Origin of the sequence: Streptomyces megasporus (assembly GCF_000718985.1) — a bacterium.
GTDB lineage: Bacteria > Actinomycetota > Actinomycetes > Streptomycetales > Streptomycetaceae > Streptomyces > Streptomyces megasporus.
Genome location: NZ_JODL01000011.1, coordinates 23,148 through 38,188, shown reverse-complemented (window position 1 = coordinate 38,188; position 15,041 = coordinate 23,148). Strand labels below are relative to the sequence as shown.

Genomic DNA, 15,041 nt, shown 5'->3' with positions numbered 1-15,041 from the left:
TCAAGACTCCGCGTCGCACATCGCTTCTGACCTGGGAGGGAGCACTCGCCTCCCGCCGGCTTTACCCCTGGCTTTCCCGCCTTTCTCGGCTTTCCCCGGTCTTCCGCCGGCACCGCTGTCGTCGGACGCCGGGCCGACGCGTCCTCGGCCCGAGCGCCGTCCCGAGGATCGCGCCGAGGACGACCGTGCCCCCGCGCTCGGGCGCGGGGGCACGGGGTGGGGCGCGTCAGGCCATCTGGGGCTTGAGCAGGACCTTCGTCCAGCCGTTCTCCCGCTTGTCGAAGCTCTCGTAGGCCTCGGGTGCCTTGGCCAGCGGCAGCCGGTGGGAGACCACGAAGCTGGGGTTGGCCCGCCCGGCGATGATCATGTCGCGCAACTGGCGGTTGTACGACTTGACGTTCGCCTGGCCGGTGCCCATGCGCAGGCCCTTCTCGAAGAACTTGCCGATCTTGACGAGCAGTTCGCCCTTCTTCGCGCTGTCGCTGGGGCCGCCGGGGTCCGAGGGGACGTAGAGGCCCACGACGCCGAGCATCCCGGTGGGACGCACGGACTCGACCAGGGTGTTGAGCACCATCGCCGGCTGCTCCTGGCCCTCGGCCACCGTGGCCTGATAGCCCACGGCGTCGATGCCCTTGTCCGTGCCCTCGCCGTCCGTCTGCTCCCTGATCTGCTCGGCGGCGTCCCCCTTGCTGTAGTCGATCGGGATCGCGCCGATCTCGTGCGCGACACGCAGCCGGTCCGGCTGCCGGTCGACGACGAAGACGCGGGACGCGCCGCGCAGGAGCGCGGAGTAGGACGCCATCAGCCCGACCGGTCCGGCGCCGAACACGCACACCGACTCCCCGGGGGAGACGTGTGCCAGCTCGGTCGCGTGGTAGCCGGTGGGGAAGATGTCGGCCAGCAGCGCGAAGTCGTCCTCGTGCTCGTCGCCCGGGGGCAGCTTCAGGCAGTTGAAGTCGGCGTAGGGCACCCGCAGGTACTGCGCCTGTCCACCGGTGAAGGGCCCCATCGACACGTAGCCGTAGGCGCCGCCGGCGAAGCCCTCGTTGACGGTCAGGCAGAAGCCCGTCCTACCGGCCAGGCAGTTCTTGCAGAACCCACAGGCCACGTTGAACGGGAGGACCACCCGGTCCCCCTGGTGGATCGAGGTGACGCCCGGTCCGGTCTCCTCCACGATGCCCATGTTCTCGTGGCCGAAGACGATGCCCGGTTCCGCTCCGGTGCGCCCCTCGTACATGTGCAGGTCGGAGCCGCAGATCGCGGTGGTGGTGACCTTGACGATCACGTCGTTGGGGTGCTCGATCCGCGGGTCGGGTACGTCCTCCACGGCCACCTTGAACGGTTCCTTGTAGACGACGGCTTTCACTGGTGCCTCCCTGGATGGGGTGCTGCGTCCAGGTTCCGTGGGCGTGCGGCCGGGTTCGCACGGCCGGGGTACACACCGCATGATTCGGGTATATGGGGTATTCCTCTGATCGGGTGTGCGAGTGTCCGTGTGTCGTGGGGCGAAACATCGGCGGACCGTGGTGCTGTCGACTTCCTCCAAAGCCACTAACCTGACATTCAGGACAGTGAACTGAGGGTGATGCCGATGTACTCAGTGCCACCCCAGTGCGTACTGGCGGCCACCGACCTCTCCGAGCACGGAGGAGAAGCCGCCGACCGCGCCGTCGCGCTCGCCACGGCCCACGGCGCCCGCGTCCGCGTGGTGCACGTCCTGTCCCCCGGCGTCGATCCCGACCTGGTGGAGTTCGCCGGGGCGCGGTTGCGCTCCCGGACCCGCCGGTACGCGGACGGCGGGGAGAACGTCGAAACCGGACTGCGGTTCGGCCGGACCGGGCACGCCCTTTTGGACGAGGCGCGGAAGACGGACGCGGACCTGCTGGTGGTGGGGGCCCACGGAGCGCACCGGCGGCCGGACGCCTCCATCGGGGGCGTTCCCGCGAACCTGGTGCGGGCGAGCGGGGTCCCGACCCTGATCGTCAGACGCCCGGCGGACACCGCGTACCGCAGGGTCCTGCTCGCCGTCGACGACTCGGAGGTCTCCCGCGAGGCCGCCCGCGTCGGCACCGGGCTGACCCCCGAGGCGGAGCACCTGGTGCTGCACGCCGGTCTCGTGCCCGGCGAACGTCTGCTGCTCCAACAGGGCGTGGACGACGCCGGACTGGAACAACTGCGGAGCGCGGTCGTCGAGCAGGCCCGCCCAGGCATCGAACGGCTGGCGGACACCCTGCACCCGAGACCCGACCGCGTCCTGGTCGTGCCGGGACGAGCGCAGGACACCGTGCCGGAACGGGCCGAGAGCCTGGGAGCCGATCTGGTCGCGGTCGGCACGGGGACGCGCTCCGGCCTCGGCTACACCTTCCTCGGCAGCGTCGCCCGGCACGTGGTGGTCCGGTCACCGTGCGACGTACTGGTCGTCCCGAACGCCGAACGGTGACGTCGCCCCGCTCGCGTCCCGCTCGGGACCGCTCCTGTCCCGCTCGGGACCGCTCTCCATCCGCCCCACCCTGAGCGAGCGGAAGCCATGGAAGCGCACGACTTCTCCATCGTCGCCGCGGTCCTCGCCATCTCGGCCGCGGTGGGGCTGCTGGCCGTCAAACTGCGGCAACCGCTGATCGTCGCCTTCATCGGGGTCGGCATCCTGGTCGGCCCGACGGGCACCGGCTGGGTGGAGTCCGAGGGCACCGTCGAACTGCTCGCCCGACTGGGCATCGCGGTGCTGCTGTTCCTGGTGGGGCTCCGGCTGGACCTGCACCTGGTCCGCACCACCGGACCCGTGGCCCTGGCCACCGGTCTCGGTCAGGTCCTGTTCACCTCGGTGATCGGCTACCTGATCGCCCTCGCGCTGGGCATGGACACCGTGACGGCGCTCTACGTCGCGGTCGCGCTCACCTTCTCCTCCACGATCATCATCGTGAAGCTGCTCTCCGACAAGCGGGAGTTGGACGAGCTCCACGGCCGCATCGCGGTGGGCTTCCTCATCGTCCAGGACATCGTCGTGGTGCTGGTGATGATCGCGCTGACCGCGTTCGGGCAGCGGACCGGCGGCACCGCCGACAGCATGGCCCTGGAGGTGGCGCTGGTCTTCGCCAAGGGGCTGGGGCTGCTGGCGGGCGTCGCCCTCCTCACGCGCCACGTCCTGCCCCACCTGCTGCACCACGTCGCCCGGTCCCAGGAACTGCTGCTGCTCTTCGGCGTGGCCTACGCCGTGTCGGTCGCCGCGCTGAGCGAGTGGCTGGGCTTCAGTTCCGAGGTCGGGGCGTTCCTGGCGGGCGTCTCCCTGGCGGGCACCCCCTACCGCGACGCCATGGGGGCCAGGCTGGTCAGCCTGCGCGACTTCCTCCTGCTCTTCTTCTTCCTGGAGCTGGGCGCCCGGCTGGAGTTCGACGACGCCGGCACGCAGCTCGTCGAGGCGCTGGTCTTCTCCGCGTTCGTGCTCGTCGGCAATCCGCTGATCGTGGTCGTCATCATGACCGCCATGCGCTACCCGGTGCGGGTGGGGTTCCTCGCCGGGCTCACGGTCGCCCAGATCTCGGAGTTCTCCCTGATCCTCGCCGCGCTCGGGTACGGCCTCGGCCACATCACCAGCGCCACCGTCAGCCTGATCACCGTCGTCGGGCTGGTCACCATCGGCGGCTCCACCTACCTCATCCTCTATTCGCAGCAGATCTACCGGCGCGTGGAGCGGTGGTTGACGCGGTTCGACCGGAGCGACGGCCGCACGGCCCGGCTTCCGGCGGCCCACCACGAGGTCGACGTCATCCTCTACGGGCTGGGCCGCTTCGGCGGTCTCCTGGCCGACCGGCTGGGCGCGGCCGGACACCGGGTGCTGGCGGTCGACTTCGACCCGCACCGCGTGCGGCGCAACGACCGGACCGGGGTGACCGCCGTCTTCGGCAGCGCCGAGGACGTGCACTTCCTGGAGGCCCTGCCGCTGGGCCGGGCCCGGTGCGTGATCAGCACGATCCCGGTTCCGGAGACCAACAAGGTCCTGTTGCACGGACTGCGGCACCACCGGTACCGGGGCGTGGTCGCGCTCACCGCGCACTCCCGTCGCGTGGCCGGGCAACTGCGGGCCGAGGGCGTCGACCTGGTCATCGAGCCCTTCGGCTTCGCCGCGTCGGCCGTGGCCGAGTCCCTGGAGGAACTGCTGCGCCGGTGACGGCCGCAGGTCACCGGTGCTCGGACCGGTCCGGTCCGCGAGGAGGTCCCCGAACACGCCGAAGGGCCCGGTCGCCGCGCGACCGGGCCCGAGGGCGAGCGGGTGGGGTCAGAGGGAGGTCGCCACCAGGCGGAAGGACTGGGCCGCCGAGCCGTCGCACGTCCGCTGGGACAGGCCGGCGCCGTCCGCGGTGGAGCCGCCCTCGACGGTCAGGCACTTGCCGCTGTGGTGGGCGACGAACCGGTGGGCGCCGGTGCCGACCGGCTCCGCGTACCAGTGCTGATTGGTGTTGCCCGTGTGACTCCACAGGTGGACCCGGGTGCCGTCGGCGGTCGCCCCGGAGCCGCCGTCGACGTCCCACACCTTGGAGTTGTGCCGGTTGACCACCCGGTGCTGGCCGTCGCCGACGGGGATCAGCCGCCAGTTCTGGTTGGCCTGGTCGGGGGAGCCGCACGCCCACTGCTGGAGCCGCGTGCCGTCCGCCGTGCCCCAGTCCGCCGCGTCCAGGCAGCGACCGCTGCCCGTGTTGACCACCTGGTACCAGCGGTCCGGGTCGATGGCGTCGGAGGGCGGCGGGGTGGTGCCGTCGCCCCAGACGAAGGTGGCCACGGCGCCGGCGGGCAGCTCGTGGGAGAGCGAGCGCCCGTTCTCGGTGATCGAGAACCGCTGGGCGGAGGAGGCGGTGTTCACCACGTACGCGGCCCGCGAGCCGTCGGGGTTGCGGAAGACGACGTTCTGCACGCCGCCCGGTCCCTGGCTGGTGGAGCCGACCCGGACGGCCCCGGGCTCGACGAACCTCGTGACGTGGCCGAGGACGTAGTACTCGGCGCCCCGGGTCACGCGGTCGCCCGCGATCTCCACCACGCCGTTGCACCGGGTGCCGCAGTGGCCCTGGTGCGGGCCGCCGTCCGCGTCGAGGGCGAGGTTCCAGGTGATCACGGTCTCGCCGCCGTTGCGCATGTTGCGGACGACGAGGTTCTCCGCGTGCCAGCGGAGGGTGTCGGCGAAGGTGGCGGCGGGGTCGGCGCTGTCCGTGCCGGAGCACTCGGTGAAGAAGACCCGCTTGCCGGCCTGGCGGATCCGGTCCTGGGCCTCGGGGGAACCGCCGTAGCAGTGGAAGGCGGCGCCGATGACCCGGTCGATGCCGCGGGTGGCGTCGAGGACGGCCAGCGGGTAGTCGGGACGGTCCCAGTTGTGGTCGTGGGCGAGCACGTTGGTGGGCAGGCCCGCGGCGGTCAGGGTGCGGTCCAGGACCTTCAGGAACGCGGCCTGCTCGGCCGCGGTCATGCTCATGGACGGGTAGGTGGTGGCGAACAGGGGCTCGTTCTGCACCGTCAGGTCGGTGAGGGTGATGCCCTGCTGCCGGTACGCGCGGATGGCCTTGACCAGGTAGTCGGCGTAGTCCTGGTGGTGCTCGGGCTTCAGGCTGCCGCCGTTCAGCGATCCACCGGTCTTCATCCACGCGGGCGGCGACCAGGGGGAGCCCATGAAGCGGATGTCCGGGTTGATGGAGACGGCCTGCTTCAGGACGGGGACGATCTCCGGCAGGTCGCGGGCGATGGTGAAGTTGCCGCGCGTGTCCTCGTAGGTGGAGTGGCTCGCGTCGGCGTCGAAGTCGGTGCTGCCGAGCGGCTGGCGCAGGTAGTTGAGGCCGATGCCGTTCTCCTCGGAGAACAGCGACTCCAGCAGGGAGTCCCGCTGCCCCTGGGGGAGCCGCCGGATCAGGTGCGCGGACGCCTCGGTGACGGAGGCGCCGGCGCCGGTGAAGCGCTGCGCGGTGCTGTTCGCGTCGACGCGGATGTCGATCGACTGCGGCCGGGAGGTGAAGGGGACGGTGCCGCCGTCCGCGAGCTTCCTGGCCCCGTCGGGGGTGGTGGTCCACACCCGCGCGGTGGGGTCGGCCGCCCGCGCGGTGTCGGGGCCGGTGACGGCCAGGCCGCCGCCGGCGAGGAGCAGGGTGCCGAACGCCGCGAGGGCGGCCCGGCGGACCGGACGCCCGGAGGTGCCTCTTCGAAGGGTGAGTGCCATCGGTGCGGCTCCTTTTCGTGGGGGGGGTGTGGTGGGGGGAGTGTCGTGGGGGGTGTGGGGGTTGGTGTGGGAGCCGGGGCGGCCGGACGGGCGTTCGGCCGCCCCTGGTTCAGGCGCCGGTGCCGGCACCCGTCTCGACGCCGGCTTCGCTCCCGGCCTCGACGCCGATCTCGACCTCGACGGAGAGCCGCAGATCACGGCTGGACCGCCCGACGCGCAGCCGGTACCGGCCGGGTGGGACCGTCCAACCGCCCCGGTCCGCGTCCCAGACGCGGAAGGCGCGGGCGGGGACGTCCACGTCGGCGTGGACGCGGTCGCCGGCCGCGGCCCGGACGGTGGTGAACCCGGCGAGCGTGCGCGGGGGGCGCTCGGGGCCCTCCGTAGGCGCCTCCAGATAGACCTGGACGGTCTCCCGCCCCTCGCGGGGGCCGGTGTTGGCCAGCTCCACCGTCACCCGGAACCCGCCCGCGCCGTCCCGTGCCGCGGGGGTGGCGCGGGCGGACTCGTAGGCCCAGGTCGTCCAGCCCAGGCCGTGTCCGAAGGGGAAGGCGGGCGTCAGGCCGGCCCGGTCCCAGGCGCGGTGCCCGATGTGGACGCCCTCGGAGTAGGTCACGGTCCCGTCGACCGGCAGGGCGTCGGGCACCGGCACGTCCTCGGCGCGGGCCGGCAGGGTCCACGGGAGGCGTCCGGCGGGCTCGACGCGGCCCAGCAGCACGTCGGCCAGCGCGTGTCCGGCCTCCTGGCCCGGCAGCCAGGCCCACAGCAGCGCCGGCACCTCGTCGGCCCAGGGCAGCAGGACGGGTGCGCCCGCGTTGACCACCACGACGGTCCGGGGGTTGGCGGCGACCACCCGTCGCACCAACTCGTCCTGCGGCGCGGGCAGTTCCAGGCCGGTGCGGTCCCAGCCCTCCGACTCGACCTCCTCGTTGGTGCCCACCACCACGACGGCGACGTCGGCCCGGCGGGCCGCGGCGACCGCCTCGGCGATCTCCTCCTGTGGCGAGGGCCCCGGCGGACGCAGACGCAGGTGGGCGGTGACGAAGCGGCCGTACCCGTCGGCGTCCACGACGGTCAGGTCGACGGTCACCTCGACGCGGCGCGGCCCGGTGCCGTCGACGGTCACCTCGACGCCGTGCGTGCGGGGGTGGTTGTGGCTGGAGTCCAGGACCAGGCCGACGCCCCGGTCGTCGTCCCCTCGGAACACCGTCTCGCCGTCCACGTCCACCCGGAACCGGCCCACGCAGCCGAACTCCAGGTGGTGCGTGCCGGGTTCGTCGAGAGTGAGGGCGGTGCGCAGCACCACCCGGTGGGTGTCGGGCGGGAAGTCGCCGTAGCCGCCCCAGTCTCCGGTGGCGCGGACGTCCCCGCCGAGCCGCCGCCCGTCGGCGGCCAGGTGGTCCGCGCGGACGCCCGGTCCGCTGCCGTCGGGGTCGGTGAGCAGGGCGGCGGGGACGAAGGGCGGCCGGCGGCGGGAGTCGCCGCCGCGGTGCGTGGTGAGCCGTACGCGCTCGGGCAGCGCCGCGCGGAGCCCCTCGGCGAAGGAGACCGTGCGGACGGCCGGGACGAAGGCGCTGCCGCCGCCCTGGAGGTAGGGGTCCACGGCGTTCGGGCCGATCAGGGCGATGCCGGCGTCGCCGTCGAGGCCGTCCAAGGCCAGCGGCAGCAGCCCGGTCTCGTCGCGGAGCAGGACGGTGCCGCGCGCGGCGATCTCCCGCAGCAGGGCGAACTCCTCCTCGGAGGGCGCTTCGGGCGGTACTTCGGACGGTTCGCCCCCGCGCACCGGGAGCGGCGGCGGGGGCGTGCCGGGCTCCCACGGATCGCCGAGCCGGCCGGTGCGCCGGGCCAACCGCAGCAGCCGCAGCACCTTGTCGTCCACGAGCTCCTCGGGCACCTCGCCCGCGCGCACCGCCGCCGTGAGCGCCGCGCCCCACGGGCCGTCGGGCCCCGGCATCACCAGGTCGAGGCCGCCGACGGCGGAGGCGACGGTGGAGCGGGTGGCGGCCCAGTCGCTGACCACCGGGCCGTCGAAGCCCAACTCCCCCTTGAGGACCCCGCGCAACAGCCGCCGGTGCTCGCTCATCGGAGCCGACTCGACGCCGTCGTCGGTGCCCGAGTAGGCCGCCATGACGCTCCACGGGCCGGCCTCGGCGACGACCTGCTCGAAGGGCGCCAGGTAGACCTCGCGCAGGGTGCGCTCGTCGATCCGGGAGCGGTAGCGGGTGCGGTCGGTCTCCGAGTCGTTGGCCACGAAGTGCTTGGGGCACGCCGCCACCCCGCGGCCCTGGAGACCGCGGACGACGGCGGCGGCCAGGACGGCGGTGAGCAGGGGATCCTCGGAGAAGTACTCGAAGTGCCGCCCGGCCACGGGGGTGCGCTGGAGGTTCAGCAGCGGGGCCAGCACCACGTCGACGCCCTTGCGGCGGGCCTCGACGGCGAAGAGACGTCCCAGCCGCTCGGCCGTCTCCGGGTCCCAGGTCGCGCCCACGGCGCTGGGCGCGGGGGCGAGCAGCCCTCTGGCGTCGGGGTCCGCGCCGGTGCCGCGCACGCCCTGCGGGCCGTCGGACATCACCACCGGGCGCAGGCCGAGCCGGGGTTCGTCGGGCAGATCCCACAGGGCCGCCCCGGTCAGCAGCCGGACCTTGGACTCCAGGTCCAAACCCCTTGTGCGCCGCAGGAGTTCGGCGTCGTCCAAGGGGTTCACGGGGTTCACGGGGTTCACGGGGTCCGCCGGCCGGCCGGAGGTGGGCGGGCGGTTCCGCGGCCGGTCGGAGACGGGATGGGAGAGGGAGTTCATGCGCGTCCTTCCAGGCCTCCGACGAGGCGTGAAGCGGGCGGAACGGGAGCATGAAAGCACACCTACCGAGTACTTGGTAAGTTGCCGTGGAGAGATCCCGCCGATCTCGCCGAGGGCCCCGGGCGGGCCGTGAGGAGGCGGTCGGGGGGCCGTAGACTGCGGCCGGTGAACGCGAAGAAGGCGGGCGGGGCGCGGCGGCCCCGCGTCCCCAAGAGCCCGGAGGCCCGGCAGCGGAGCCAGGAGATCCTGCGCATCGCCATGGAGACCTTCGCCGCCCGCGGGTACAACAACGCGTCACTGGCCGAGATCGCCGACCGAGCCGGACTCACCCAGGCCGGCGTGCTGCACTACTTCCGCTCCAAGGCGCTCCTGCTCGCCGGTGTCCTGGAGCTGCGCGATCGGACCGACATCGAGCACCTGGGCCCCGAACGCCCCCGTGGCCTGGCGTTCCTGCGGCACCTGGTCGACACCGTGCGCCGCAACGCCGAACGCGAGGGCATCGTGCGCATGTACGCCGTGCTCTCGGCGGAGAGTGTCACCGAGGACCACCCCGCCCAGGAGTACTTCCGCGACCGCTACGCCGGCCTGCGCGCGCTCGTGGTCGAGGCGCTGACCGAGGCGTGCGAGCTGGGCGAGGTCCGCGAGGACCTGGACGTGCGGGACGCGGCCAACGCGATCATCGCCGTCATGGACGGCCTCCAGGTCCAGTGGCTGCTCTCCCCGGAGTCCGTGGACATGGCCGCCTCCACCGAGCGCGCCATCTCGGCCCTGCTCACCGGGTTCGGCGCCGGGCCGCTTCCCGAGACGCGGGACGGGACGTCCGCGCCCGGCGCGGAGTGATCTCCGGCGCGTTCCGGAGCCGTCCGGTCACCCCGCCGATGGGGCGACCGGTCGGCCGGAGGAGCGGCACACCGTGCGGAGACCGCCGGCTCAGCGGCCGACGGCGGAGTTCCTCCGGAACCTCTCGTGCAGTGCGATGCCGACCGAAACCGAGACATTGAGGGACTCGGCGGAATCGATCATCGGAATGGAGACCGATGTGGCGGACACTTCCTTGAACGGGTCGGAGGGACCGCCCTTCTCGCTGCCGAACAACAGGGCAAGCCGCTCCTGGTTGTCGCCGAGCTCCTTGACGGTGAGCTCGCCGTCGGCTTCGAACGTCATCAACGGAATCCCGTTGTCGCGGATGAAGGCGACCGCGTCCGCACGGCTGGAGAGCACGACGGGGAGGGAGAAGACATAACCCCGACTGGCCCGCAGCAGACGCCGGTCGGCGATGCTGGTGAGGTCGCTGTCGACCAGGACGATTCCCGAGGCCCCCAGCGCCAGGGACGTCCGCACGATCGCGCCGATGTTCCCGACGATCCTCACGCCGTCGAGAACGACGACGTCCCCGCCGCGCTCCGCGATGTCACGGAACCGAGCCGGTCGCGGAACACGCGCGATGCCGAACGTCTTGGCCTTCCGTTCCCCCTTGAACAGTTGATTGACGATCGTCGATTCGACGAGACGGACCGGAACGTTCCGCTGCCTGCACGCGTCGAGCAGTTCGGGAGAGAACGGAACGCTGTCGCTGCCGTACACCTCGATGAATTCGACGCCCGCTCCCAGGCATTGCATGAGAGGTTCGGTGTCCTCGATCAAAACGGTTTTGATACTGGCCCTCGAAGGTTTGGTGACGTCGATGATTCGCCGCACCGCGGGGTCGGAAGGGGAGGTGATGGTGGTCAACTCGGTCATGCGCCGATCCTAGCGCCTCCCGGGCCGGGATTTTCCGGGTGACGGCCGGCGGTGTGGGGCCGGGGAGAACAGGCGCCGCGCGGCCCGTGGCCGGTGTCCGGCCGCGATGGGGAAATGCCGTCCGGTGGTGTGGGGAGAGAGGACGCCACGCGGGAGTGCGGCGCTCTCTGAATTCGGGGAATTCCGTGAATTCCTTTCGGGTCGTCGCGCGCGATCATTTCCCTGCTTTCCCGCAGCGCTCCGTGTTCTCCGTCGAGAAACGAAAGGGGAGTTTTCCGCGGTGCGAAGCTCCGGCCGGGATCAGGTGGCGGCGGCGGTGGGGTGTGGGGTGCCGTGGAAGACCTGGCTGGTGTGCCAGGCGCGATGGGTCGCCGCGACGGGGGGGACGCCCGGGCGAGGACCGATGACCGTACGGTCGGCGAGCGCCGTGACGTGCTCACGGGCGGCGGAGCTCCGGCCGACGAAGCGCTGCGAGACCAGGATGCGGTGGTCGTCGCCGATGCCGAGGACGCCTCTGTCGAAGAGCTTGTGGTGCAGCGAGCACAGACACAGTCCGTTGTCGACGTCGTCCGGGCCGCCGAACGCCCACCACCGCACGTGCGCGGCCTCCAGCCCGACCGGCACCGCGCCGATCCTGCCGTCGTAGCCGCAGAAGGCGCACCGGTACTCGTAGGCCGTCAGGACCAGCTCCCGCATCCGTGGGTCCCGCCGCCTCCGCGCGGACGAAAGCCCCGTGACCTCCGCGTGCTCCGGCTCCAGGCCGACGGCCTCGCACAACTCGTCGTGGAGCGAGGGCGGAAAGTTCAGGTCGAGCAGGACCCGCGCCATCCGGCCGAGCAGTGAGGGGTCCCGCCGCAGCGCCGCCCGCAGGTCCGGCGCCAGCCGACCCGCGGCACCCGTCGCCCGCAGCTTCCGTACCTCGCTGCCCGGGCTGCCGGGGCCACGATCGGTGCGCACCTCCCACACCCCGTCGCTCACCAGGTGATGGAACGGGTAGGCGGGCGTCGTCCTGTGGGGCGGGCCGTACTCGGCCAGCAGCCGTCGCAGGTCTTCCTCCACCGAGGTGTACCGCAGCTCGTCGTCGGCATCCCGTTGGAACCGGCCGAGTGCGTACAGGAGCAGCAGCGGCTTGTGCGGGGCGCGCGCCCCGCTTCTGCTCCACTGCCGCAGCTTCGCCGTGCGCTCGAGCCAGTCCATGGCCGGTGAGCGTAGTGCCGCGCCGCCCCGACCCGCACGGGGCGGGATGCGGACCACGGCCGAGGGGCACCGATTCGCCGGCGGCCGGCGTCCTCGGCTACGCGGGCATGACCCCGTGAATCCGGGAGAGGGTGAACACGCGCTCGTCGTCGCGCAGATGGCACCAGGCGTACAGGTGGGGCGCGTCGAGTTCGAGCTCGCTGACGGTGCGCACGGTGCGGTTGCCCGAGGCGGCGACGTACTCGATGGTGACCGCCTGCCCCTCGTCGACGGCATGGGCCAGTTGGCGGACATCGGCGAGGGGCAGCCGGCGCGCGCACCCGGCGATGATCTCCTCGGTGTCGCTGTCGAAGGGCACCCCGTTGTACGGGTCGGGCTGCGGGGCGACCACTGGGGCGGCCCGCAGCCGGGCGGCCAGCGCGCTCGGGTCCACCGCCGTGGGAACGCCTGCCGTGGAAACCCCTGCCGTGCGGGCGGCCTCTCCCCGGTGGCCCGACGAGCGCGGCGATGGGACGGGGGAGGCCGCGCGGCGGCGCGTGGCCCGATCGACGCGCACGGTCCCGTCGGCCTCCTCGGCGACGGGCGCGCAGCCCGCGGTCCGCAGCGCGGCCAGGGTCCGCTCCAGCGGGGTCCGGCTCACCAGCACCGTCGGCGCCAGTCGCCGGAGGCCGAGCCCGGCGAGTTTCCGATGGGCGGCCAGCTCGTCCAGCAGGGCGGGCTCCTCGCTGTGGATCACGCAGGCCGAGGCCGCGACACGCACCCGGCCGTGACCGCGCGCCGTGTCGTGGATCAGATAGGACAGCGGCTGGGGCAGTGGCTCGGCGGCGACGGCGGTCAGCTCGTCCACGATCGAGTCGGGGTCGCGACCGGCGTCCAGGGCGCGGCGGACGGTGGCCGGGCCGAATCGCCACACCGACGCCGTACCGCCCGCTTCCCGATCGGCGACGGAGTCCAGCAGCGCGGCGAGGCGGGCGGACGGTATGCCCGCGACGACGGCCGTGAGGTCGGCACCGAAGCGGGCGACCGTGGTGGCGGCGGGCACCAGCCGTCGGCAGGCGGCGGCCAGTGCCCCGGCCGCCCCGGCGTCGTCCTCCAGCAGAGCGGTCCCGAGGGGGGACAGGGCGCCGCGGGCGATGACACCGAGCAGTTCCGCCTCGCGGATCACGGTGGCGAAGGGCGTGGCGTCCTGGGGGAGTTGCTCGGTCAGGGGCCGATGCCAGGCGATCAGCGCTCCCAGTTCCGCACCACTCCTCACCCCCCGTCCCGCCGGGAGTCGCGCCGCGGTGACGAGGAGCCCTTCCCGGGCGTGGCGGCAGCCGGCGCAGGGCGGTGCTCCGGCGAGAGCGGGCAGGGCCCTGCCCTCCTCGTCGCGGGTTCGGGCCGGGGTGAGCGGCAGCTTCCACCACGCCCGAAGGAGCACGGCGGCCTGCTCGGCCGGTTCCCGCTCGGTCCAGGCGTCGTAGGCCTCCGTCACGGCGACCCTGTCACCGTCCCGGGCCAGCAGCCCGGCCGCGTACGCCGTCTCCAGGACGACGCGCACGACGACGTCGTCGCACCGGGCCGCCTTGCCGACCCTGGACAGCTCCCGCGCTCCGATCCCGCCGGCCTTCAGACGGGCCGGCGGAGCGGCGGCGGACACGGCCAGAACCGATGTGGCCCGGGTGGCGAAGGCCATGGCCGCTGCCGCCGCCTCCCCCGCCACGTCCGCCGGTGTGGCGGGCACCGACGCCGTGACGGGCGGGGTGGGCTCGAACGGGGCGCGCCAGTCGGCCCCGCGCAGCGCGAGCGCCACCTCGGCCGGCATGCGCGCGGGCCCGTACCGGTGACGGTCCTGGATCAGCAGCCCTCGCTCCAGGGCCCACCGCGCACCCGGCTCGGAGTTCTCCCCCAGACCCCCGAACACGATGGACTCCGGTCGTTCGGGCGCGGTCCTCGCCCGGCGTTCGAGCAGCTTCCGGGCGGCCGCGGGCGCCTGTGCCACCACGTCGGCGACTCTTTCCGGATCACCGTGGTGATCGACCAGCGCCGCCATCCGCTGCTGCCTGGTGCTCGGTGCCTTGATCCCCAACGTCCCCAGCATCCGCCGCAGTTCTTCGGAGGTCACGTGGGACAGCAGGTCGGTCAGCGGCGCGTCCAGCCCCAGCGGCGTGTCCCACACCTCTCGCAGCGGCGCCGCCATGCGCAGCAGCCCCTCGCCGTCCGGCCAGACCAGGGCACGGTCGGCCAGCGCCTCCAGTGCGGCGTCCAGCCCGCGACCGCGCTCACCGTCCACGGCTCCCAGCAGCCCCGCCAGGGCATCGCGCGACACGGGCCCCAGCGCCGCGAGGGCTTCGGCGACCTGCAGGTGCGGCAGCGCGAGCCGGGGCAGTACGAGCGCCACCGACCCCGGGCGCTGAAGCCGGTCCGCCAGTTCGCCGACCGACCGCGGCTCGGGCGGGCACACGGCGTCCGCACGCGCCACCAGGATCTGTTTCAGCCGTGTGGCGTCCAGAGCGTGCAGCCAGGAAGCCAGTGTTGATCCACCGGACGTACTGATGTCGAGCACCTCGCTTGGAGCCTTGGAACGACGTCGCGCTTGGACCGGAACGCGGCCCGGTACAGGACGCAAGCATGGCGGACGGGCCGGGCCGCACGCATCACACGGAAGGGGACTCCCCCACCACGCTGTTCGAACAGGTATCCGCGGCGGGAAGAACGGTTCGACGTCGGCCGTCGACGCCACGGCCACGACACGACGAAGGCCCCGACCTGATCGGTCGGGGCCTTCCGTCTGCCCTGATGGGCGGGTGAAACGCCTACGGGGTCGAGAAGCGCGCCGTTACAACTGTCAGCGGGCGACGGCGACGAGCATGGCCAGCAGCGCCACCATCGTCGTGATGCCGCCCATCGCGGCCTGGACCGGTCCGGTCAGCGTGGGGCGGAAACGCACCAGCGCGCCGAGTGCGAAGGCCACGAGCAGCGTCAGAACGACGACCACCATGGCGAGCACAAGAGTGTTCAGAGTCATCAAACGTCCCTCTCAGTAGTCGTGCGGTCGCACGTACTGGGGTGTGCGTGGAGTTCACCCCTTCTGCGGGCTGCGGAGGTCTCCGGCAGCACGGCGAGAATGGGGGACGT

Annotated in this window: 10 protein-coding genes; 3 read left to right on the top strand and 7 right to left on the bottom strand. The window is 72.8% G+C overall.

Going from position 1 to position 15,041, the window contains the following annotated elements; genetic code table 11:
- Positions 1–226 precede the first annotated feature (226 nt).
- On the bottom strand, positions 227–1,366 hold the full coding sequence (locus IF47_RS0111655) for a glutathione-independent formaldehyde dehydrogenase (RefSeq protein ID WP_031508606.1): 1,140 nt from the start codon (positions 1,364–1,366) through the stop codon (positions 227–229).
- 225 nt (positions 1,367–1,591) lie between these two features.
- On the opposite strand from IF47_RS0111655, the gene IF47_RS0111650 reads away from it, so the two are divergent.
- Both IF47_RS0111650 and IF47_RS0111645 read left to right on the top strand, forming a co-directional pair.
- Positions 1,592–2,440, top strand: coding sequence for a universal stress protein (locus IF47_RS0111650; RefSeq protein ID WP_031508604.1), 849 nt, complete (start codon positions 1,592–1,594; stop codon positions 2,438–2,440).
- Positions 2,441–2,527: 87 nt separating this feature from the next.
- Positions 2,528–4,165 (top strand): cation:proton antiporter, encoded by a 1,638-nt coding sequence (locus tag IF47_RS0111645; protein WP_031508603.1) that lies wholly within the window; start codon positions 2,528–2,530, stop codon positions 4,163–4,165.
- A gap of 108 nt (positions 4,166–4,273) precedes the next feature.
- Here the strand turns inward: IF47_RS0111645 and IF47_RS0111640 are convergent, their stop codons facing one another.
- On the bottom strand, positions 4,274–6,193 hold the full coding sequence (locus tag IF47_RS0111640; RefSeq protein WP_031508602.1) for an RICIN domain-containing protein: 1,920 nt from the start codon (positions 6,191–6,193) through the stop codon (positions 4,274–4,276).
- Between the two features lie 109 nt (positions 6,194–6,302).
- Positions 6,303–8,903, bottom strand: coding sequence for a beta-glucosidase family protein (locus IF47_RS0111635; RefSeq protein ID WP_245641086.1), 2,601 nt, complete (start codon positions 8,901–8,903; stop codon positions 6,303–6,305).
- A 342-nt stretch (positions 8,904–9,245) separates the two neighbouring features.
- Here IF47_RS0111635 and IF47_RS0111630 point away from each other — a divergent pair, with 342 nt between their 5' ends.
- Complete coding sequence (locus IF47_RS0111630) at positions 9,246–9,827, top strand: TetR family transcriptional regulator C-terminal domain-containing protein (protein ID WP_078591757.1); 582 nt, start codon at positions 9,246–9,248, stop codon at positions 9,825–9,827.
- 90 nt (positions 9,828–9,917) lie between these two features.
- On the opposite strand, the gene nshR is transcribed toward IF47_RS0111630, so the two are convergent.
- The 4 genes from nshR to IF47_RS30660 all read right to left on the bottom strand — a co-directional run bounded on the left by nshR (position 9,918) and on the right by IF47_RS30660 (position 14,931).
- Complete coding sequence (gene nshR, locus IF47_RS0111625; protein ID WP_031508599.1) at positions 9,918–10,727, bottom strand: NshR/TsnR family 23S rRNA methyltransferase; 810 nt, start codon at positions 10,725–10,727, stop codon at positions 9,918–9,920.
- Between the two features lie 300 nt (positions 10,728–11,027).
- Complete coding sequence (locus IF47_RS0111620) at positions 11,028–11,924, bottom strand: phosphorothioated DNA-binding restriction endonuclease (protein WP_031508597.1); 897 nt, start codon at positions 11,922–11,924, stop codon at positions 11,028–11,030.
- A 97-nt stretch (positions 11,925–12,021) separates the two neighbouring features.
- Positions 12,022–14,469: a helicase C-terminal domain-containing protein gene (locus IF47_RS0111615; RefSeq protein WP_245641085.1), complete on the bottom strand. Its 2,448-nt coding sequence runs from the start codon at positions 14,467–14,469 to the stop codon at positions 12,022–12,024.
- A 282-nt stretch (positions 14,470–14,751) separates the two neighbouring features.
- Complete coding sequence (locus IF47_RS30660; RefSeq protein ID WP_157839950.1) at positions 14,752–14,931, bottom strand: hypothetical protein; 180 nt, start codon at positions 14,929–14,931, stop codon at positions 14,752–14,754.
- Between the last annotated feature and the right edge of the window lie 110 nt (positions 14,932–15,041).

Coding starts and splice junctions, on each gene's coding strand:
- IF47_RS0111650 (WP_031508604.1), top strand. CDS start 1,592: ATGTACTCAGTGCCACCCCAGTGCGTACTGGCGGCCACCGACCTCTCC.
- IF47_RS0111645 (WP_031508603.1), top strand. CDS start 2,528: ATGGAAGCGCACGACTTCTCCATCGTCGCCGCGGTCCTCGCCATCTCG.
- IF47_RS0111640 (WP_031508602.1), bottom strand. CDS start 6,193: ATGGCACTCACCCTTCGAAGAGGCACCTCCGGGCGTCCGGTCCGCCGG.
- IF47_RS0111630 (WP_078591757.1), top strand. CDS start 9,246: ATGGAGACCTTCGCCGCCCGCGGGTACAACAACGCGTCACTGGCCGAG.
- nshR (WP_031508599.1), bottom strand. CDS start 10,727: ATGACCGAGTTGACCACCATCACCTCCCCTTCCGACCCCGCGGTGCGG.
- IF47_RS0111620 (WP_031508597.1), bottom strand. CDS start 11,924: ATGGACTGGCTCGAGCGCACGGCGAAGCTGCGGCAGTGGAGCAGAAGC.
- IF47_RS30660 (WP_157839950.1), bottom strand. CDS start 14,931: ATGACTCTGAACACTCTTGTGCTCGCCATGGTGGTCGTCGTTCTGACG.